The organism is Mesoflavibacter sp. CH_XMU1404-2, from assembly GCF_037029465.1.
Classification (GTDB): domain Bacteria; phylum Bacteroidota; class Bacteroidia; order Flavobacteriales; family Flavobacteriaceae; genus Mesoflavibacter.
Genome location: NZ_JAYMEM010000006.1, coordinates 205,377 through 227,251 on the forward strand (window position 1 = coordinate 205,377; position 21,875 = coordinate 227,251).

At 32.1% G+C, this 21,875-nt stretch carries 22 protein-coding genes; 15 read left to right on the top strand and 7 right to left on the bottom strand.

The genetic code is table 11. From position 1 onward, the window contains the following. Nucleotides 1-4: 4 nt before the first annotated feature. The 6 genes from WA327_RS05595 to WA327_RS05620 form a co-directional block, all read right to left on the bottom strand. Complete coding sequence (locus tag WA327_RS05595; protein WP_336067403.1) at nt 5-3,091, bottom strand: Eco57I restriction-modification methylase domain-containing protein; 3,087 nt, start codon at nt 3,089-3,091, stop codon at nt 5-7. 137 nt (nt 3,092-3,228) lie between these two features. Then, nucleotides 3,229-3,750, bottom strand: coding sequence for a hypothetical protein (locus WA327_RS05600; protein ID WP_336067406.1), 522 nt, complete (start codon nt 3,748-3,750; stop codon nt 3,229-3,231). A gap of 212 nt (nt 3,751-3,962) precedes the next feature. Continuing rightward, the gene (locus WA327_RS05605) at nt 3,963-4,253 is read right to left on the bottom strand and encodes a helix-turn-helix domain-containing protein (RefSeq protein ID WP_336067409.1); all 291 of its coding nucleotides are present in this window, start codon (nt 4,251-4,253) and stop codon (nt 3,963-3,965) included. Nucleotides 4,254-4,256: 3 nt separating this feature from the next. Continuing rightward, nucleotides 4,257-4,553 carry a helix-turn-helix domain-containing protein gene (locus tag WA327_RS05610; protein ID WP_336067412.1) on the bottom strand — a complete coding sequence of 99 codons (297 nt, stop codon included), beginning with the start codon at nt 4,551-4,553 and terminating at the stop codon, nt 4,257-4,259. A gap of 90 nt (nt 4,554-4,643) precedes the next feature. Next, on the bottom strand, nt 4,644-5,885 hold the full coding sequence (locus tag WA327_RS05615) for a hypothetical protein (RefSeq protein ID WP_336067415.1): 1,242 nt from the start codon (nt 5,883-5,885) through the stop codon (nt 4,644-4,646). A gap of 10 nt (nt 5,886-5,895) precedes the next feature. Next, the gene (locus WA327_RS05620) at nt 5,896-7,203 is read right to left on the bottom strand and encodes a site-specific integrase (RefSeq protein WP_336067416.1); all 1,308 of its coding nucleotides are present in this window, start codon (nt 7,201-7,203) and stop codon (nt 5,896-5,898) included. A gap of 429 nt (nt 7,204-7,632) precedes the next feature. Between WA327_RS05620 and WA327_RS05625 the strand changes: the two genes are divergently transcribed. The 13 genes from WA327_RS05625 to WA327_RS05685 all read left to right on the top strand — a co-directional run bounded on the left by WA327_RS05625 (nt 7,633) and on the right by WA327_RS05685 (nt 19,640). Further along, on the top strand, nt 7,633-8,592 hold the full coding sequence (locus WA327_RS05625) for a hypothetical protein (protein ID WP_336067418.1): 960 nt from the start codon (nt 7,633-7,635) through the stop codon (nt 8,590-8,592). A 23-nt stretch (nt 8,593-8,615) separates the two neighbouring features. Further along, nucleotides 8,616-10,211 carry a nickel-dependent hydrogenase large subunit gene (locus tag WA327_RS05630; protein WP_336067420.1) on the top strand — a complete coding sequence of 532 codons (1,596 nt, stop codon included), beginning with the start codon at nt 8,616-8,618 and terminating at the stop codon, nt 10,209-10,211. Nucleotides 10,212-10,296: 85 nt separating this feature from the next. Then, nucleotides 10,297-10,773, top strand: coding sequence for a hydrogenase maturation protease (locus WA327_RS05635; protein WP_336067423.1), 477 nt, complete (start codon nt 10,297-10,299; stop codon nt 10,771-10,773). Beyond that, on the top strand, nt 10,773-11,084 hold the full coding sequence (locus WA327_RS05640) for a hypothetical protein (RefSeq protein ID WP_336067425.1): 312 nt from the start codon (nt 10,773-10,775) through the stop codon (nt 11,082-11,084). The genes WA327_RS05635 and WA327_RS05640 overlap by 1 nt, the downstream gene beginning before the upstream one ends. Next, nucleotides 11,081-11,341: a hypothetical protein gene (locus WA327_RS05645; RefSeq protein WP_336067427.1), complete on the top strand. Its 261-nt coding sequence runs from the start codon at nt 11,081-11,083 to the stop codon at nt 11,339-11,341. The genes WA327_RS05640 and WA327_RS05645 overlap by 4 nt, the downstream gene beginning before the upstream one ends. Beyond that, the gene (locus WA327_RS05650; protein ID WP_336067430.1) at nt 11,316-12,788 is read left to right on the top strand and encodes a hypothetical protein; all 1,473 of its coding nucleotides are present in this window, start codon (nt 11,316-11,318) and stop codon (nt 12,786-12,788) included. Before WA327_RS05645 ends, WA327_RS05650 begins: the two co-directional genes overlap by 26 nt. Further along, entirely contained in the window at nt 12,788-13,135 is a 348-nt protein-coding gene (locus WA327_RS05655; RefSeq protein ID WP_336067432.1) for a hydrogenase maturation nickel metallochaperone HypA, read from the top strand. Before WA327_RS05650 ends, WA327_RS05655 begins: the two co-directional genes overlap by 1 nt. A gap of 6 nt (nt 13,136-13,141) precedes the next feature. Next, entirely contained in the window at nt 13,142-13,843 is a 702-nt protein-coding gene (hypB, locus tag WA327_RS05660) for a hydrogenase nickel incorporation protein HypB (RefSeq protein WP_336067435.1), read from the top strand. 3 nt (nt 13,844-13,846) lie between these two features. Further along, entirely contained in the window at nt 13,847-16,093 is a 2,247-nt protein-coding gene (gene hypF / locus WA327_RS05665; protein ID WP_336067438.1) for a carbamoyltransferase HypF, read from the top strand. Nucleotides 16,094-16,096: 3 nt separating this feature from the next. Next, complete coding sequence (locus tag WA327_RS05670; RefSeq protein WP_336067441.1) at nt 16,097-16,372, top strand: HypC/HybG/HupF family hydrogenase formation chaperone; 276 nt, start codon at nt 16,097-16,099, stop codon at nt 16,370-16,372. Between the two features lie 3 nt (nt 16,373-16,375). Further along, nucleotides 16,376-17,470, top strand: coding sequence for a hydrogenase formation protein HypD (gene hypD, locus WA327_RS05675; protein WP_336067444.1), 1,095 nt, complete (start codon nt 16,376-16,378; stop codon nt 17,468-17,470). 12 nt (nt 17,471-17,482) lie between these two features. Further along, nucleotides 17,483-18,544 (top strand): hydrogenase expression/formation protein HypE, encoded by a 1,062-nt coding sequence (gene hypE, locus WA327_RS05680; protein ID WP_304141106.1) that lies wholly within the window; start codon nt 17,483-17,485, stop codon nt 18,542-18,544. A gap of 1 nt (nt 18,545) precedes the next feature. Continuing rightward, nucleotides 18,546-19,640 (top strand): hypothetical protein, encoded by a 1,095-nt coding sequence (locus WA327_RS05685; protein ID WP_304141107.1) that lies wholly within the window; start codon nt 18,546-18,548, stop codon nt 19,638-19,640. On the opposite strand, the gene WA327_RS05690 is transcribed toward WA327_RS05685, so the two are convergent. Continuing rightward, complete coding sequence (locus tag WA327_RS05690; protein WP_304141109.1) at nt 19,629-20,318, bottom strand: sulfite exporter TauE/SafE family protein; 690 nt, start codon at nt 20,316-20,318, stop codon at nt 19,629-19,631. The genes WA327_RS05685 and WA327_RS05690 overlap by 12 nt on opposite strands. 151 nt (nt 20,319-20,469) lie before the next feature. Here WA327_RS05690 and WA327_RS05695 point away from each other — a divergent pair, with 151 nt between their 5' ends. Next, the gene (locus tag WA327_RS05695; RefSeq protein WP_304141111.1) at nt 20,470-20,805 is read left to right on the top strand and encodes an arsenosugar biosynthesis-associated peroxidase-like protein; all 336 of its coding nucleotides are present in this window, start codon (nt 20,470-20,472) and stop codon (nt 20,803-20,805) included. Between the two features lie 3 nt (nt 20,806-20,808). Continuing rightward, nucleotides 20,809-21,873 (top strand): arsenosugar biosynthesis radical SAM (seleno)protein ArsS, encoded by a 1,065-nt coding sequence (gene arsS, locus WA327_RS05700; protein ID WP_304141113.1) that lies wholly within the window; start codon nt 20,809-20,811, stop codon nt 21,871-21,873. Nucleotides 21,874-21,875 lie beyond the last annotated feature (2 nt).

Below are 21,875 nucleotides of genomic sequence, written 5' to 3' on the forward strand. Positions count from 1 at the left end.
CTAATTAACTATTCTCAACAATTTGGATTTCTTCATCAGTTAAGCCATAAAGTTGATATACCATAGCATCAATTTCTTTATCGGTTTGGTTGATTTGGGTTTGTAAGGCTTGTGCTTTTTGTTTGTTATCTTCAAAGAGGTCTAACCACTCAAACTCGTCTTTTTTGGTTAGGGTTGGTATTTCTTCTAAACCATCTTTAACACGTTGTTTGTTATTGGCTTTTATGGCTTTATTAAGCTCTTTTATAAAGTCTCCAAACTCTAACTCGTGCCAGTTTTGTAGTTTTTTGGAGAGTTTTTCTAATTGAAATTTTGAAGTAAGGTATTTTTGGAATGTTATAACAACTTTTAGTAGCCGTATGTTTAAATTCAGAATATAATCAGCGGTTTTTACAAATGTGTTCTCCTTTAATTTTGATGGTAGAACTACAGGAATAAGTTTTAGGTATTGTATTGGAATTTTTGGAAATAGCTTTTTTACTGTTTTAAATTTTGTTTCAAAATATAAATTTATCAATTTACTGTTAATTAAAATGGAAATAAACTTCAAGTCTATATCTATCTTATTTTTTAACTGTACATTATAAACATCACAAACATTGAAAAGACCTGTATCGTCATAACAACTAATAATGTCATTACCAATTCTTCTAATTAGTATTTTCTCTTCTGTATAAATAGATTTAGGTTTATAAATTTTTAAATCTTCCTTATTATAATTAACATATTTATCTTGATAATTAATTACATTTCTTGAAAGGTCTCCACCACAAATTATGGGGTAAGGAAATTGTTCTGTTTTTATATCAGAAACATTTTCACTTTTAAAACCAAATTCAACACCTCTTGAAAAGTTTACTAATTCGGATAAAAGAATTGATTTTTTTTCTATTTTTTTTGACAATTTCAAATGAGCTGGTTTTAAGTAAATATTAAACATATTACCTTCTAAAGTCCCAAAAATAGATTGCTCTATTTCTTGGAAATTAAAATCTTTTGAAGCTACTGAAACTACATTATTATCTATTGTATTTTGATTATTTAAAATTAAAATACCCGAATCAACTGAAGCATCTGCAAAGACATTTTCACCTAAATCAATTATAACTTCTATTTTATATTTCAACAAGAAATCTCTAAGACTTTTGAATCCTATATTAGTTAGAAAAGAACTAGGTGTAATAAACCCTAAATAACCTGATGATTTAAGTAAATTAGTACCCTTTTCATAAAAGTAAGCATATAAGTCAGAGCATTTAAATGTTATGTATTTTGAAAAGTAATCTTTACTATTTTGCACATAAGGCGGATTCCCAATAATCACATCAAACCCACCTTTTTCAAATACTTTAGGAAATTGAGTTTCCCAATTAAAAGCCTTATCTCCTGCAACCGCTTTGCTATCTATTAAAGAGTTACCACATTTAATATTGCTACTTAAATCGTTTAGTTTTCGTCTTGGTTGTGCGGTACGTAACCAAAGTGATAGTTTGGCTATCTCTACAGACTCTTCGTTTAAATCTACACCATAAATGTTGTTTTCTAGTATGGTATTTTCTATATCAGGGAATTGTAAACCACCACCTAATACTTTGGTTTTAAGCTCATCTATATATTGGTGCTCTGCAATTAAAAAGTTTAAAGCTTGATTAAGGAATGCACCAGAGCCACATGCAGGATCGCAAATAGTTAGTTGTAGTAACCAATTACGATAGGTATCTAAAATATCTACTAATTTGGTAATGGTAGCTTTTTGTCTATTCTTACGCCCTTTAAAATATTCTTCTTCTTTAAAGCCTAGCTCGGTTTTCTTTTCTTCACAAAGTTTACCAACAGTATTTTCTACAATATATTTTGTTATGTATTTAGGAGTGTAGAATACACCATCTTTTTTACGTTTTGATTTTTGTTTATCGAAGTCTGCACCTTCAATTTCTGCATTAACACTTTCTATTTCGTTTAAAGAGTTTTCGAAGATATGACCTAGTATGTTTACATCTACTTGACTCTCAAAATCGTAAGCTGCTAATTTACTGGTGTGTTTGTATAATAAATCGCTATCTATATCTAAGCTATCTAAGGTTTTATCTTCTTTAAATAAACCACCGTTATATGCGTATATTTCGGCTCTTTTGGTTGTTCCTGCTCTTCCTGTATCTAAAAAGTTAAAGTATTGTTTAAATAGTACGTAAAGCGGTCTATCGTCTCCAAAATCTACATCTGCTTTCCACTTGTCTAATATTTGTTGTGTGCTATTTGGTGGTAGTAACCCTCTATCTTCTGCAAAGAAAATAAACAGGTAACGGTCTATTAATTTTTGTGATTTTTTAAATAGTGTTAGCTTAACGTTTTTTTCTAGTTTTAAAAGTTCTGCTTTTTCTTCTTCTGTTTGATGAGATTCTGAAACAAGTTCAGAATGACGTAAGTTTTTTAATTTACTTGCATTGCGTTTTACGAGGTCTCTAAATAGCTCTCGTTTAAATAGTGAATAGTCTTTATAGAATTGCTTTGTGATTTGTTCTTCTTCTACAACAGACTGCTCTTTAATTTTTAGAGGTGTGTTATTTAATACATTGTCTTTTTGTAAACAGATGTATAATAACTCAAAACGCTCTGGTGTAAGCTCGAATAGGTTAAACTCTTCAAACTCGGTTGCATCGTTAATGTAAAACCTTAGTTTTTCAAAGTTAGAGGTTATAACATACACGCATCCTTTTTGATTAGCTTTATAATCGAATGCCTGTTTACGTATGCTTTCTAAATCTTTAGTGTTAGTACCCTTTAATTCTATAACACCAATAGCAATATCGTTATCTAATATTGCACCATCTGCTTTACGTGCATTGTTTTGGTTTTTATACTCTGCTACAAGATTAAAGTTAGCTTTTGGTTTAAGTGTATAATCTAATACATTTACAAATAGCTCTGTAAGGAATATACCTTGATATTCTTCTTCTTTAGAGCTACGTATATTATCTTGTATTGTAGGATTTAGAAAGTACTTTTTATATTTAGAATAAGCTTTATTTATAGCTTCACTATCTTGTAATTTTAAATAGTGTTTTAATACTGATGGTTGATATAATGACATTAATAGCTTTTAGTTTAATGTTTAAAAATATAAATATATATTGATTTAGAATATATCTTCGTTGTATTTATTATTATATATAGTTTATGTATTACTATATGGTTTAGTAAATGAGTATATATTCCCTTTATTTATGTTTACAGAGATTTACGCTTAGTAAAATAAAAAAGAGGGAAAACAGTATCAATACCTTGTAAACGATACCCTTTATCTTTATAGACTAGATTAGGTGTTTTATCGTTATATTTTAGCCAATGTAACATAGATTGTTTATTAACTTTTGTTTTAGAATAGTTTTTTTTAAGATAAATTAAACCTTTATTATAAGCTAAATTTTTTAATCTAGATGCAGTTGCTTTAGACATATCAAAAAGTGCTTCTACTCCATTAACAGAAACAGGAGCTGGTTGTTCTTTATAGTTAAACTTAGGAGACAAAAAATGATAGGTACTTCCCTTTAACTGTACGCTTTTTTGCTTCTTAACTTTTCTCCAAAAATCTTTATGGAGATAACCATAAATTACCGCTCCTGTTATAGCTTTAATTTCTGTATAATTATTATAATCTACTTTACATGCTAGTCTTACTTCCCAATTATTTTCTATTCTTATTTTATCAAATGATTTGATGCTATAAAATTTAGTTTTAGAGTTATACACCAACCATTGTTTATCTATTAAAAATTGAAGTCGGTTTTTTAAAGTTTTACTACTTACTTTTTCTAAGTAACTAATAAATAAGATTTCTTGATTTTCTAATTTTATCTTACCGTATGGATGTAATAACTTTAAGAGTATAAATAGCTTTAAATTGTTAGAATATCTTTGTTCCTGTGCATTTATAAAAAACTCTATAGGAACACTAACACTATTTACATTTCTTTTTTTTTATTTGAATTATAATTATCGTCTATTACTTTTTGTAAATCTGATAGCTTGTAATAGATTTTAGCCTTAATCTGTACGTAAGGTAAAATACCTTCTTCCCTCCAATTAGAGGCTGTTTTAGAGCTTATTTTAAATAGTTGCATGATTTCTGAATTATCAAAAATTACATACTCTGGATTTGAATTTTGTTTTAGATTTTGAAGTTTTAACAATTGATCTAATCGTTGTGTTATTTTATTTAAACTATCGTTAAATGGGTGTTGAAATTTTGACATATCTTACTTGTTTTGGTTATTAATTCTGATTAATGCTTGTTCTAATTCGGTACGTTTATACCTTATTAGATTACCTAACCTGTAAGGGTTTAAGATGCCTTTTTTATTCCAATCTGTTAAAGTAACTAATGATACTTTAAGGATTTTTGCAGCCTCTTTACGCGTTAAATACTCTGTAGGTTTTACAGGTTGGAAGTTTTTAGAAAGTTGTTTTAACTCTGCTCTTACATCTGATAAGATGTCTTCTTTTAATTGTGTTGGTGTAATACCAAATACTTGTGTGATTTTACTTTGTTCCATCGTTTAAATTTTTAATTATTCGATGGTACAAAACTATTTAGCTTTAATCGTTTTTAATGTATTGGAGTAACTCCAAAGGATACTCCAACCCTACACCATTTTATCTAAAAGCTCATCAATTTTGTCAATATCTTTTTGGTAGTTTACGCCTAATTCACTAGGTTTCTTATCTAACTTCTGGATAGCTGTTTTTATATTTTTATCATTAAGACCAACGATTAAACTTATTAATTCTGATTGTTTAACTTTTGATGCTCTTTCTATTTTTGGATGCGTAAAGAAACCTATTTCTTGCAGTAATAAGACAATTTGATTTATGGATAATTGTTTTGCTTTATTAGGAGATTGTTTTGTATTTGCTTGTGTTTTATCTGTAGTTAATTTTTTAGAATTAGCAAATTGTATAATTTTTTGTGCTTCTAACATACAAGCGTAGCAATAAAAGTCTATTTGTATAGATAATAAATTATGCTGTTCTTGATGTGTCATGTGTGGCATACCTTGATAATAGGTTTTTAATGCTATATTTAATTCTTTATTATTAAATTTTGGAAACTCATTTATATCAACTCCGTATTCTTTTATATGTTGACTAATTATATCTTCTGAAATATTAGCATAAGGTGTTTTACTAATCTTGCCAATTACGTAGTTTAAATAATCTTCTTTTTTATCCTTATCTAAGATTAATAAGTTTTCGGTAATTTCTGATTCTAAATAAGGTGTAAAATGTGTTATACCATTATCATATAACTGCATAAAGGCGTTTTGTTTTACAGCTCTTTCATCACTAATTTCTTTACAAAAAGTTATTAGATATTCATCCTTAAAAGGTTTGATATTTATATTAGTCATATCATTTGATTTTTTAGAATCTGTGTTCCTTTTTGACTTTAAAAACATTATTAACTTATTTGCGTATGTCAAACAATAATAGTTTAAAAAATCACTTTGCAATAAAAACGCTTTATCCTTTTCTGGAGAATACGGAACCATATCATTGTAATGAGCATCTAAAACTTTAGCTATTGGTTTACTATGATCAAGTTCTTCTAATTCTTCAAGCGTAGTATTATATTCATCTAACCATTTTTGAATATTTTTAAAATGGATTTCTTTAATATAATCTTGTTTTTCGACTTCATTTATGAGATAATCTAAATAATCGTTTTTACCCTCTTTTAAGTTAAAGAGTTTTTTTAATACTTCTGACTGTATTTCTTTTAGAAGTGTTTTAAGTGTTCTAGAAACACCGTAAGCTGTAGATGTTTTTAAAATGACTTCATCACTAAGAATATTACAAAACCTATCGAAATAGTAACTGTCTTCCATTAATTAGAATTTAAACATTAAAGAAACCGCTTTTAATGATATGAGAAGCTCTTTCTTCATTTTTGATTCTAATATACTTATAAAATTCTTTTTCTGTAGTATGACCGCTAAAAAGCATAATATCGAATACATTCATACCTGCCTTATATTTATTACTGCAAAAACTACGTCTTGCTGTATGTGATGCTATTAAATTGTATTTAGGTATCATTTCTGTTTGAAAAACACCACCTTTTGTAAACTCGCATTTAACTAAATCATTCCATTCTAGCATTTGCCCTACTTGCTTAATGTAATCGTTTAAATCTTGCTCTGCTATTTTTTTAGGTGGTTTACCGTTATGCCTTTTATTCATTATCTCTTTAATCTCTTTTGTTACAGGACAATGAACCGTGCGACTGTATTTTCTGTTTTTTTTCTGACGTATCTTAAAACAATCGTAACCGTTTACACTAACAATATCTTCTGACTTTAAACCATTATAATCACTAATTCTTTGCCCTGTGTAACACCCTATTAAAAAAACATCTCTTGCATGTTCTAGCTCTGGATACTTAGACAAATCTTTGTTATGCATTTGTTTTATTTCATCATCTGTTAAATAGATTTCTGTTGTGATTTCCTTCTTTACTTTAAAATCGTCACTTTTAAAACGTTGGTTTTTTGTATAACCCTCTATTAACGCATAATTTAAAAAGGTTTTTAAAGTCTTTATATGTTTACCTATAGTATTTAAAGAGTAGTTATTGCTTTCCATAAAACGATTGAATTTATTATAAAAATCCATATCAATATACTCGAACATTAAAGTTTCCTTATAGTGCTTTTGGTATTCTTCTAATCGCTTTTTGGTTTGTTTATATGAGCGTATAGTAATATTTGAAATTTCACCCTCTTTTGAGTTTATAAATTCATCTATCACTTGAAAAAAAGACAAACCTGTTTTGTTTTTTACTTTATGCTCTTTTACCTTATTTGTTTTTACATCTAAAGCGTATTTTAAGAGGTGTTTAGGCACTTCTGAATGCTCTTTTGACAATTGACTATACTCATCATATAAAAAGCTTTCTAGGTCGTTTAAATGCGTGTTTATCTCGTCTTTATTTGTTATACTGTTTTTAATCTTAACTCTTTGCTTGTTAAAATCCCAATCATCAAAACAGCTTTTATACCCTGTTGAGTATTTAAACCTTTGATTACCATAAGTGAAATTTAAGTATATTAGACTTAATTGCTTTTTGTTTTCTGATAGTGTCTTATTCGATTCCTTAAAAGCGAATCTAACTTTCCCTTTGGTTCTTGTAAATGTAGTATTCATAATAGCTTCTTTAATATGAAGATACAAAAAAAGGGTGTAAAATAGGGTGCAAATAAGAAATATTTATTAATGATTTTCTTAATAAAAACCTATATGCAGAAACGATAAAAATCCCTTATTTACTGACACTAACAAAGGTTTTGATAAAAAACACAATGATTTGAAAAGGATAATAATAGTACTGGAGGCACCACCACTAAAAACCCGAACAAATTGTTCGGGTTTTTTGGTTTTATACACTTTCATTTCTTGTAAAACTCTCATTTCCCGACTTAAAAACTTCATTTTAACAAAGCGTTAACATTATTTAGAATTAAAATAAATAGGCTGATTTTTAGATCATTTGTAGTATTTTACTTAAAAAAGTAAATAATTCGCTATATATTAGGATGCTATAAACTAAACTAACAATAAACTAAACTCACTCTCATGGCAAATGTTTTATGGTTACAAGGAGGCGCATGTAGTGGTAACACTATGTCCTTTCTTAACGCTGAAGAACCGACTGTGGTTGAACTAATTACAGATTTTGGTCTAAATATCCTATGGCATCCTACTACAGGATTACAAATAGGTGACCAGGTTCAAGACTTATTAAAAGATATTATTGCTGGTAAAGTTCAAATGGACATTTTAGTTTACGAAGGTTCCTTAATAGAAGGACCTAACGGAACTGGTTCTATGAACTTCTTTGCAGATCGCCCAATGAAAGACTGGATTAAAGAACTTTCTGAAGTAGCTGGATATGTAGTAGCTGTTGGCGACTGTGCAACTTGGGGAGGAATTCCTGCAGTTCCACCAAACCCAAGTGAATCAACCGGTTTACAATTTCACAAAAAAGAAAAAGGTGGCTTTTTAGGTGCTAATTATGTATCTAAAGGTGGTTTACCTGTAATTAATATTCCTGGTTGCCCAGCGCATCCAGATTGGATTACTCAAATTCTTGTTGCAATTGCTGTAGGAAGAATTGGAGATGTAAAAATTGATGATTTCCACAGACCTAAAACTTTCTTTACAAACTTTGTGCAAGATGGTTGTACCAATGTTACCAACTTTGCTCAAAAAGTAGATGGTAACTTTGGAAAAAGAGGTGGTTGTTTATTCTACGAAGTTGGTTGTAGAGGACCAATGACTAGAGCTAGTTGTAATAACATCCTTTGGAACAGACAATCTAGTAAGACTCGTTCTAACCATCCTTGTTTAGGATGTACAGAACCAGGTTTCCCGCATCATGACTTGAAAAAAGGAAGCGTGTTTAATACTATGAAATACTTAGGCGTATTACCTAAAGAAGTTCCTACAGGAAGAACAAAATTAGCTTATTACTTAGAGGCTGGATTCCAAAAAGTGATGCCTAAAAATCATCCTATAATGGAGTCTTCTAAATAAAACTAACAACTAAACTCAAAGAAATGTCAGTTAAAGAATTAAATATATCACCTGTTGGTCGTGTAGAAGGCGATTTAGATGTAAAAGTTTATATCGACAACGGTAAAGTTACACGAGCACATACTCAAGCCGCTATGTTTAGAGGCTTTGAAAAAATTATGGAAGGTAAAGATCCGCAATCCGGACTTATAGTAACACCTCGTATTTGTGGTATTTGTGGTGGATCGCATTTATATTGCGCATCTTCTGCATTAGATACCGCTTGGGGAACAGAGCTTACACCAAACGCACTTTTATTAAGAGCAATTGGTCAAGCTACAGAAACTATTCAAAGTATACCTAGATGGTTCTACGCTATTTTTGCGACAGATTTAGCAAACAAAAAATATGCAGACAAACCACTTTATAAAGAAGTAGTAAAACGTTGGTCTGCTTATGTTGGAAAAACATTCCAAATAGGTTTAACAGCAAGTGGTTTACCTGTTCAGGTATACGCTTTATTTGGCGGACAGTGGCCACACTCAAGTTACATGGTTCCTGGAGGAGTTATGTGTGCACCAACATTAAAAGATGTGACTAGAGCACACGCTATTATGGCACAATTTAAAAACGACTGGTTAGAGCCAGTTTGGTTAGGTTGTACTATTGAGCGTTATTTAGAGATTAAATCTTGGGATGATATGCTTGCTTGGTTAGAAGAAAGCGATTCTCATAAAAATAGTGACTTAGGTCTTTATATTAGAGCTGGATTAGAGTTTGGCTTAGACGGTTTTGGAAAAGGCGTTGAAAAATTCTTAGCATTCGGTACATATCTACATAAAGACTTATACAATCACCCAACTATCGAAGGTCGTAATAAAGCTTTAATTAGTTCTAGCGGATTTTTTGATGGTGAAAATTGGCATGAATTTGACCACTTAAAAGTTAGTGAACACGTTAAGCATTCTTGGTATAATGATCAAGAAGACGGTTTACACCCTTGGGACGAGCCATTACCAACACCTGCAAAATCACAAACGTTACACGATTCAGATTTCGACGGTCAATACTCATGGTCTAAAGCACCAAGATACGATGGTCATGCAGTAGAAGCAGGACCAATCGCTCGTTGTTTAATGAATGGTAATCCTAATAATTTAGACCATCAAATTAAAGATCCTTTCTTTATTGACGCTTACAGAAAATTAGGTGGAGCTAGTGTATTTACAAGAGTTTTGGCTCGTGTACATGAAGCGCCTAGATTATACAAATTAATAGACCAATGGTTATCTGAAATTGATTTAGATGGCGAATTCTATATCAAACCAGTTGAAAAAGACGGCAAAGGTTTTGGAGCAACAGAAGCTGCACGTGGTTCTTTAGCACACTGGGTAGAAATTAAAGATGGCGTCATTAAAAACTATCAAGTTATGGCACCAACAACATGGAATGTTGGACCAAACGATGCCGAAGGCAATCCTGGACCAATTGAAGCTGCTTTAGTTGATACTGAAATTGAAGATCCTTCAGATCCAGTTGAAGTTGGTATCGTAGCACGTTCCTTTGATTCGTGTTTAGTTTGTACTGTACACGCTCACGATGAACAAAGTGGTGTAGAGTTATCAAAATTCAAAATCTAGAATTTATAAATTATTGAATTTCAAACCTGTCAGATTTAATAATTTGGCAGGTTTTCATATTTTATATTCCTAAAAAATTTCAACTATGAAAACAGCTATCATGGGATTTGGTAATCCTGTTAGAAGTGATGATGCTATTGGTATTTATGTTATTGAAGAAATTCAAAAACATATAAAAGACACAGACAATATTAGTGTTTTTGATATGGGAACAGCTGCTTTTGAAGTGCTTTTCGGACTAAAAGGTCACAATAAAATCATCATTGTAGATGCAGTAATCAACACTAACGAGCCTAATGGTACACTTTTTAAAGTACCTGCAGAAGAAGTGTTGCGCGCACCAGAAGAAGATCCAATGGTTTTTCTTCACGGAATGAAATGGGATCAAGCATTATCCTATGCAAAAAAAATAATGCAAGACGAGTATCCTAAAGATATTACGGTATATTTAATTGCTGTAGAAAACACAAGATTAGAAGTAGAATTGAGCCAACCTGTTAAAGAAGCTGGCGACAAAGTAGTTAATCTTATTTTAAAAGAATTAGAAATTGCTGTAAACTAATGCTTCATCTTAAATCAGAACATCTATACATCAATCATCAACTTGTAGAACAGGTTTTTAGTAATGTTGAATATGTTTATGCAGCATATAACACAGAACAAAAACAATTATTAATCACACCAATTACAAGTCAATGGTTTGTAAAAATGAATAAAAAACCATCACAATTTTTATTAAAATCTCGTAACTTAATTGGTGATAAAACCGTTGCCATTAGAGAAATTTTAATTGACAACGATTTACCAATTCACGATCGTGATTTAGATTATGAATTAATAGAAAAAACAGAACTTTTGAAAATAAGATTATGAGTACCAATAAGGACAGTAAATGGTTGCTAGATGCCGAAGTACAAAGCAAAATCGAGTACGTTAAAGGTAGATGGCAAGTATCTTTAGTGTTTATAGACACCAAAGACCCAAACCATATTCTTATTCAAACTATTGGCGATTATAGATCAAAAAGATTAGCAGAAATTGGTGCAATGTATATGCAGCAAAACGCAGCAAAAGACGTTAGAGGCACACAAAAAGTAAACAAAGATGATTACAATTTTAACAACAACTAATCATAAAAACGAAGTTGAACAAGCTATAAAATCTGTTGACAGATTAGAAGAACTTGTTTCAATTTCAACAGAAAACACAAACGATTTAAACCTTTTAATTGTAGAAGATAACTGCATAACAAAACCATTAGATTGGTTTGATATGCAACCACCTTTTATACTTCCAAAAGCTGATTTCACCCAAAATAACTTACTTGCTTTTGTATTTTACACTTTAGGAAATCATCAAAAGGCGTTTGAATATTTAACAGAAGACACTGAAGTTTACAAAAATATTCTAACTGCAACCAACATTCAGTTTGGTTACGAGATTTCTGAAGATTTATATCAAAACATCAATAACTCAAAGCACAATTTATGTGTTGTTCATCAATACGGAAATTATGAAAATCGCTTTCAGCTTTCTGAATTAATGGAAGCTTACGACGATGCAATACATTCAGCAGAAGACATTGAACTAAAAGCCTTTTCAGCTAAACATTACATCAATTTATTAATTGATATTCAACAATATGATAAAGCCGAAAGTTTAGCGAAATCAATGCTAGAAAACCAACTTTCAGAAGAAGCTAAAAATGCCTTAAAAGTTCAGTTAGCAACAGCAATGATGCAACAACTTAAAGTACCTTTTAACACTGATGCTTTAGAACAAATTTCAACTTTATTTGAAGAAGCAATTTCATTTTATGAAGCTAAAGACCTAAAAATTCAAGCTGGCTTACTTTTAATTGACGCTTCAGAAATTGCGAATTACAAAGAAGATTTCATCCTATCTAAAGACTACATCAACAAAGCCATTTTATACTTTAAAGAAGCTGATATTCCTGAATTTTTAGGTGAAGCTAGCTTACGAAAAGCCACATTATTATACACGTGGAGTAAAAATGGGCAACCGCAATATTACAAAGCTGCAATTAATGCTTATCAAGATACTTTAAAGGTGTTTAAACGCGATACGCATCCTGATAAATTTGCCGAAATCCATCATAATATGGCATTAATTTATTCAGAAATTCCTGTATCGCCAGAAGAAAAACCAATGTGGACAGCCTTTTGTGCCTCATCTTTTAAAGAAGCTTTGGCATATTTCACTAAAGAGCGATTTCCTTATGAGTATGCGATGGTCAGTCATAATTACGCAACTGCATTAATCAACTTTCCCGAAGCGAAATTGCATAGCAACTTTGACAAAGCTAATGGATTGTTTAACGAAGCTTTAAGTGTAAGAACTGCTGAAAATTTCCCGTTTGAACGTGCTTCAACATTAATCAATCAAATAGAATTATATTGGTTATTAAACAACGAAAATAGCGAAGACGAAATCAACAAAATAAATAAAATGAAAAGCAAATTAGACGAAGTTAAACAGCTAACAACTAATGCTTCAATGTTAGAAAAAGTTGCCTTTCACGAAGAAAAAATAGAATCTCTAAAATCCGTTTTATAATGCACGAAACATCCATAGTAAATAGCATTATGAAAACTCTTGAAATGGAGTTTGAGCAAGAAAAACTAAATAAGATGAAAGCCATACATCTTAAAGTTGGCATTTTATCAAACATAGAACCTAGATTGTTGCACAATGCCTACAGCGCTTATCATTTAACGCATCCAGAATACAGTAATGTTGGCTTGCATATTGAGTCTGTAGACATAAAAATTAAATGCGACGTTTGCAATCATGTAACAGAAGTTAAAAACTATCGGTTTATTTGCGAAAATTGCGAACGACCTAGCAAAAACCTGATTCAAGGTCAAGAAATGTTAATCCATAAAGTAGAATTTGAAGACTAAAAAGTTATGAGCATAGAAAAATCAACAAAAGCAGCTCGCGGAACTGTACAATGCGAGAACACAAATCTTAACTTACTGAAAGCTAACGATTTTGTGGCAGATATCATTAAAAAGGAAATGGCTAAACACAAAACGCTTTTAGTCAATATTACCTCTTCTGCAGGTAGTGGAAAAACCACCTTAATGCAAAAAACTGCCGAAAAACTTAAAGACAAAATCAAAATTGCGGTAATGGTTGGCGATCTTGAAACCGAGCGTGATGCAGAACGCATTAGACAAACAGGTATCCATGCATTACAAATTGTAACTGGCGGAATCTGCCACTTAGAGGCGCAAATGATTCATCAAGTTTTAGATCAATTTGATTTAGAAAACACAGACCTTTTATTCATAGAAAATGTAGGTAACTTGGTTTGTCCTGCGTCATTTGATTTAGGTGAAGATTACCGCGTAACACTTATGGCAACAACTGAAGGTGATGACAAACCAAAAAAATATCCACGTATGTTTTTAACCAGTGATATGATGTTGGTTTCAAAAGCAGATTTGTTACCGTATTTACCATTTTCGGTAGAAGCTGTGACCAAAGATGCACGCGAGGTTAATCACGAGTTGGAAGTCATTCAAATTTCATCTTTAACCGAAGAAGGTATTGATGCTTGGTGCGATTGGTTATTAGAAAAAGTGAAGCAAAAAAAAGAAGCTTAATCCTTGTCTAAAACCTTTAAAATACAAATTAATGGACGAGTCCAAGGTGTTGGATTTCGTCCTTTTGTTTTTAATCTTGCCCAAAAACTTGGGTTAAAAGGTTCAGTTAGTAACAACCAAAATGGTGTGCTTATTTTTATCAATTCTGAAAGACATAAAGCTGAAAATTTTCTAGTTGAAATAAAAAAAAATCATTCTAAAGTTGCTGTAATTACACAAACTTCAATTGAAGAAATCACTTCTAAAACATTTGATAGTTTCGATATTATTTTAAATGAAACTAAAGATGAAATCAACATTCCACTTACACCAGATTTTGCTATTTGCGACAGTTGTAAAACTGAAGTTTTAGACACTAAAAACCGAAGGTACAATTATGTATTTACAACGTGCACACAATGCGGTCCGCGTTATTCTATCACAAAAAAATATCCTTTTGAAAGGCATAATACATCCATTTCAAAATTTGAAATGTGTGCTGTGTGTTTGAAAGAATATAGTAATCCAACAAACAATAGATTTCATTCCCAAACTAACAGTTGCGCAACTTGTGGTATTCAATTAGAATTTTTAGATAACAAGAATAATACTATTGAAATCAACAAATCAAAAGTCATTGAAACTGTTGTCAGTAAACTAGAGCAAGGTAATATCATCGCCATAAAAAACACGAACGGTTATTTACTGTGTTGCGACGCTACTAACATTGAAACCATAAACCAATTACGCCAACGTAAACAACGACCAAACAAACCGTTTGCAGTATTATATCCTAACATTGAAAACGTTGCAAATGAGTTTGTCTGCTCAACCCAAGAACTTGAAGCACTACAATCTAACATTGCGCCAATTGTCATTTTAAAAAACAGTAAAAACACGACCATTGCCACCAATGCAATTGCACCAAATTTAGATCAAACTGGTGTGATGCTACCATCTTCTGCGCTGTTGTATTTAATCAGCAAAACATTTAATAAACCTATAGTTGCCACTAGCGGAAATATTCATAAATCGCCTATTATTTCAGAAAATGATGAGGCTATTTCAAAGCTAAATCAAGTGTATGATTTTATTTTAAATCATAATTTGGATATCGAATTTCCGCAAGACGATTCTGTTGTTCGATTTGCTAATAACAAACAACTTATTTTACGTCGTTCTCGCGGAATGGCACCAAGTTTTTTAGACATTAATACAGCTTTTGAAACACCTATTCTGGCAATGGGCGCACATTTAAAAAGCACCTTTACCCTACTTCCAAACCAAAATTGCTACACATCGCAATACTTTGGCAACTTGGATAGTTTTGAGGTATTTGGTCGCTACCAAAATACCACCAACCAATATTTAGGTGTTTTTAATATAACACCAAAAGTGATTTTAGTAGATGCACATTCGCAATATCAAAGTTCTGTTTTAGGTAATGATTTAGCTGAAAAATTCAATGCTGAAGTTTATAAAATTCAGCATCACAAAGCCCATTTTGCAAGTGTTTTAGGCGAGTATCAATTGTTCGATTCAAAAGAAAAAATATTAGGTATCATTTGGGATGGCACTGGATTAGGTGACGATAATCAAATTTGGGGCGGCGAATTTTTCACCTATCAAAACAATACTATAAATCGCTTAACACATTTTGAGTATTTTGATTGGATAGCCAATGATAAAATGGCTAAAGAGCCAAGATTGAGTTTATTGAGCTTGATAGAAGATAAAACTTCAATTAAAGATAAATTCACTGAAACCGAATTTAAAATTTACAGCAAAACGCTTAAAAATAACACTTTAAAAACTTCATCCGTAGGACGATTATTTGATGCGGTTTCAAGTCTTTTAAATCTTTGCGATAATAACACTTTTGAAGCCGAAGCTAGTATGCTTTTAGAACATTGTGCTTCAACCTATCCAAACAAAAATTATATCGATTATTTAGAAGGTGAAGCTTCACTTTCATCTAAAAAAATAATAGAAAACATTCATTTTTATCTAAAAAAAGGTGAAAAAACAAACAAATTAGCGGCTAGTTTTATTTATACGCTAGCGCTTTCAATCATAAAAATTTCAGAAAAGGAAAATATAAAAACCATTGCGTGTAGCGGTGGCGTTTTTCAGAATTCAGTTTTGGTCAAAATGCTTTCAGAAATGACAGAAAAATCCAATATTGTTTTGAAAATTAATTGTAAATTGTCTCCTAACGATGAGAATATCTCATTTGGACAATTGATGTATTATCAACATTGTAAAAATTAAATTATGTGTTTAGCTGTACCTGGACAAATTAAAAGCATAGAAATGCAACACAACGATACCGTAAGAATGGCAAAAATTTCTTTTGGTGGTATTGTAAAAGAAGCGAGTTTAGAAATGTTACCGGACGCCAATATTGGCGATTACGTGTTGGTACACGTTGGTGTTGCTATTAGTAAAGTTAACGAGGAAGAAGCCCAAAAAACCTTTAAATATTTAGAGGAAATTGGCGAATTAGGTGAACTTGAAGACGTTGATGATTACCTACCAAAAAAGGAATAGCTTATGAAGTATATGTCAGAATACCGAGATCCTGAATTAGCAAAACAGTATCTTGAAGAAATAAAAAACACCGTAACACAACCGTGGTCGATTATGGAAGTTTGTGGCGGACAAACGCACAGTTTGGTTAAAAACGGAATTATAGAAATGCTTCCAAAAGAAGTCACTATGATTCACGGACCTGGTTGTCCTGTTTGCGTAACGCCATTACGATTAATTGACAAAGCAGTGCATTTGGCGTTGCAAGAAAATGTGATTTTATGCTCTTTTGGAGATATGTTGCGCGTTCCTGGTTCTAAAAAAAGTTTACTCGAAGCCAAAGCCGAAGGTGGTGATGTGCGTATTTTATATTCGCCTTTAGAAGCTGTAAAAATTGCCGAAGATAATCCAGATAAAGAAGTCGTGTTTTTTGCTGTTGGTTTTGAAACTACAGCACCTGCAAACGCTTTATCGGTTGTTCACGCGCATAGAAAAAACCTTAAAAATTATTCCATTTTAGCTTCTCACGTGTTAGTACCACCAGCAATGAAAGCGGTAATTAACGATGAAGAAAGCAAAATTGATGGTTTTTTAGCTGCTGGACACGTTTGTACCATTATGGGAAATGCGGAATATCATCCTCTTTCTGAAGAATTCAAAGTACCAATTGTAGTTACAGGTTTTGAACCTTTAGATGTATTACAAGGTATTTTAATGGTTATTCGTCAATTAGAACAGCACAAAGCGCAAGTAGAAAATCAATATTCTAGAATTGTTAAAGAAGAAGGAAATCCTAACGCTCAACATATGATTTATGAAGTTTTTGAAATTCAAAATCAAACGTGGCGTGGTATTGGTGAAATTCCTGAAAGCGGTTACGGTATCAAAGAAAAGTACGCGCAATTTGATGCGATTAAAAAATTTGAAATTGATATTGAAGAAGTACCAGAAAATCCAGAATGTATCTCTGGTCAAATTATGAAAGGCATCAAAAAACCTTTTGAATGTGCGCAATTTGGTAAAAAATGTAAACCTACAAATCCGCTTGGTGCGCCAATGGTAAGTAGCGAAGGTGCTTGCGCTGCTTATTATCATTTTTCAGGAATGGTAGAAGCCTAAATTAAACTAACTATGTCTCAATCAAAAAACCTAAAAATGCAACTGCAATGTCCTATGCCAAAGTTAGACTTTGATGTCATTACACTTGGTCACGGAAGCGGTGGCGTTTTAACCAATAAATTACTTGACAGTGGCGTTTTCGATATCTTACAAAATGACATTTTAAACGAGCGTCATGATGGTGCTTTTCTTAATTTAGAAGGAAAAACAGCCTTTTCTACAGATAGCTTTTTAGTAAGCCCAATCTTTTTTCCTGGTGGAAATATTGGCGAATTAGCAGTTAACGGAACCGTTAACGATTTGGCTATGTGTGGCGCAATCCCAAAATATTTATCCTTAAGTTTCATTATTGAAGAAGGCTTAAAAATGACTGAATTTTGGGAAATTTTAGTGTCTATAAAATTTGCTTGTGAAAAAGCTGGCGTACAAGTGGTAACTGGCGATACTAAAGTGGTTGAAAAAGGAAAAGGTGATAAAATTTTCATTAATACTTCTGGTGTTGGTAACATTCATCCAAAAGCAAATATTAGCGCGAAAAACATAAAAGTTGGTGATAAAATTATTGTTAGCGGCAATGTCGCTTCCCATGGAATGGCTATTATGTCTGTTCGTGAAGGTTTAGAATTTGAATCTCAAATAGAAAGCGATACTACAAACCTTAACTATTCTATTTTAAATTTAATTGAAAAGTTTGGTAGTGATATTCATCTGGTAACCGATCCAACTCGTGGTGGCGTTGCAACTGTTTTAAATGAAATTGCTAAACAAGTTAATCTCGGAATTGATGTTTTTCAAAGAGACATTCCTATTGAAACTCAAGTGGCAAGTGCTTGCGAATTGTTAGGTCTTGATCCTTTATACGTGGCTAACGAAGGTTTGTTTTTAAGCTTCGTTTCCGAAGACAATGCAGATCAAATTTTAGCCGAACTTCAGAAAGACGAAAACGGTAAAGATGCCAAAATTATTGGTCAAGTTGTAGAAACGCATCCAAAACAAGTCATTTTAGAAAGTGCTATTGGTGGCAAACGTGTGATTAGTATGTTACCTGGCGAACAACTTCCAAGAATTTGCTAAAATGGATTACAGCACTTTAGGTAATTGCGTGAAAAACGCTTACACGTTTAAGGGTTCTAAAACCAAACCTTTTTTAGCACCAAGAGGCGTTTTTGTTGCAAATAATATGTTGTTTGTTTCAGATACTGGGCAAAACAGAGTCTTTATTTGGAACACCATTCCAACTACAGAATTTGCCGAACCTGATGTAATTTTAGGTCAAGAAGCGATTGAAGATTCTGGTCGAAATCAAAACGCCAATGTGTCTTCAAAAACCTTGCATTATCCTTCTGGAATTTGGAGCGACGGAAAAAAATTAATTGTTGGAGATGCATGGAATCATCGTGTGTTGATTTGGCACCAAATACCAACCCAAAATGCGCAACCTGCAGATGTGGTTTTAGGGCAACCAAATTTTGAAACTAACCAACCTAATGTTAAAGGTCAAGCGGCAAATCCAACATCGCAAACCTTAAATTGGCCTTATGGCGTGTTTTCTGATGGCGAAAAACTTTGGATTGCAGATACAGGAAACAGACGTATTTTATTTTACAATGAAATCCCTAAAGACAATTTCGCGAAAGCAGATAATATTATCGGGAAACCAGATTTTGATACCAGAGATTATGAAAATCAAGATCCTATTTGGCCTTATTCAGTTAAAATAAATGCTAAAGGTGAAATGGCTGTTGCTGACACTCAATTTTACCGTGTATTAGTTTGGAATAACTGGAAAGACGCTTTTAAAAATCGAGCAAATCTTATTATTGGACAAGATAATTTTGATGCTTGCGGACAAAATCAATTTAGATTAGCACCAGAAGCTAACACCTTGAATTGGACTTATGATGCTTGTTTTTACAAAGACGGTTTATTGGTCAACGATACAGGAAACAGTCGTGTTTTAGGATTTAAAAACTTACCAAAAAAGAACAACGAAACTGCGGATTTTTTAATTGGAAGACCAGATTTTAACACAAGTAGCGAGTACAAAGGAAACTTAACAGGAACGCAAAGTGCTATTTATTGGCCTTTTTCAATTACTACGTTTGAAGATAAATTGTTTTTAGCCGATACAGGAAATCACCGTTTGGTCATTGCCGATTTACAGACTTAAATACAGCCAGTAAATTCCGACGATTAAGGCAAACAAACCACCAGCAAGTCTAATCATTTTTAAGATTGAAAGATTGCCTTGACTTCCTTTGGTTAAGCTACCTAAAATAAAGGTATAAACACTCATCGAGACAACTGTTCCAATAGCAAAACCAAAGATGTATTGAACACTTTCAGTAGCACTTTCAAAACCTAAAGCTGGTAATAATAATAAAAAATGAGCAACACCAGCCAAACCGTGTAATACACCAATACTAAAAGAGGACATTTGCTTCTTTTTTGTTTGTGTGGTATGCTTTCCGTTTTGGTGATTGGCTTCGTGCGTGTGCAAATACACATCATCATCGTGAGTATGAATATGCGGTCTTTTGCTAATTTGTTCTTTGTAAAATAGCTTATACAAAGACCATAAACCGATACCAACTAGCACAATAGCAACTAATTGTTCGCTGTGTTCCGAAATCATTTCAACAGGAATAGCTTCCTTAAAGGCTAAAAATAGTAAGCCAATAATTAGCATACCTAACAAATGACCAAATCCCCAAAAAAAGCCAATTTTCCATACTTTAGATCTTGTTTCTAAAGCAATTGGCGTTACTGCTGCTAGATGATCTGGACCAGAAACAACGTGTAAAGCAGAAGCTATTATTCCAGCAATTAAAGGGATATCGGTTGACATAAAGCAGTTTGTTTAGTTGTCCTAAATATAGAAAAAGATGTAAGAAAAATAAACAAGTCTCAAATAATTCTTACATTTTGTAATATGCTCCTATTTTTCTCGACATAAAACCGTATTTTCACTTTTTTCGTAACTATTATAAACACCAATTATGTCAAAAACTTATTACGATCCTGCTGATTTAAGAAAATTTGGTAAAATCTCTGACTGGAACGAAGAGCTTGGTACTAAATTTTTCGATTATTATAATTCTGTTTTTCAAGAAGGCGCACTTTCTGAAAGAGAAAAATCATTAATAGCCCTAGCAGTTGCTCATACAATTCAATGTCCATATTGCATAGACGCTTACACTGGCGATGGTTTACAACGCGGGATTACTAAAAAAGAAATGATGGAAGCCTTACATGTTGCAGGTGCAATTCGTGGCGGCGCCTCTTTAGTACATGGCGTTCAAATGATGAATAAAGTGAATAAATTAGAAGGTTAATTTATGTCTAAATTAAAAACACAATCTTTACATAAACGCGATAGTGAATTAGCTAAAACCAATAAACAACTAGAGATTTTATCTAATGGTATTTTTGCAAATGGCGAATTACCTACTTTTAAAGATAAAATTGCCGAAAGCAATCAATTTCCTCTTAAACCAAAACCTTTAGAAATCTTACAAATTAATGTAGGATATATGTGTAACCAAGTTTGCGAGCATTGCCATGTAGACGCTGGACCAGATCGAAAGGAAATTATGACGAAAGAAACTATGCAGCAATGCTTAGGCGTTATAAAAACAACTGGTGCACATACATTAGACCTTACTGGTGGCGCACCAGAAATGAATCCTAATTTTAGATGGTTTGTAGAAGAGGCAGCTAAAGTAGGAATTAAAGATTTTATTGTTCGCTCTAACTTAACTATTATTCGAGCTAATAAAAAATATCACGATTTACCAGAGTTCTTTAAAAAACATAACGTACATGTAGTATCGTCAATGCCACACTGGACAAGAGGAAAAACAGATAAACAACGTGGCGAAGGTGTTTTTGATCAATCCATACAAGCTCTAAAAGATTTAAATGCAGTTGGATATGGTATGCCAGACAGCAATCTAAAATTAGATTTAGTTTATAATCCATCTGGCGCTTTCTTACCGGCTAATCAAGCTGCAATGGAAAAAGATTTTAAAAAGGCTTTGCTTGAAGATTTTGGTATTCAATTTCATAATTTATTTGCTATCACTAATTTACCTATTAGCCGCTTTTTAGATTTCCTAATTGCTAGTGAAAATTATGAAGATTACATGTACGCTTTGGTAGATGCATTTAATCCTTCAGCAGTAGCAAATGTAATGTGCACAAATACACTATCTGTAAGTTGGGATGGTTATTTATACGACTGCGATTTTAATCAAATGCTAGATTTAAAAGTCGCTAGTAAAACCAAACATATTAGCAACTATAATGAAGAAGTTTTACAAAACAGAGATATCATAATTTCTCAACATTGTTATGGTTGTACTGCTGGTGCAGGAAGCAGTTGTCAAGGTACTGTAGCTTAAAA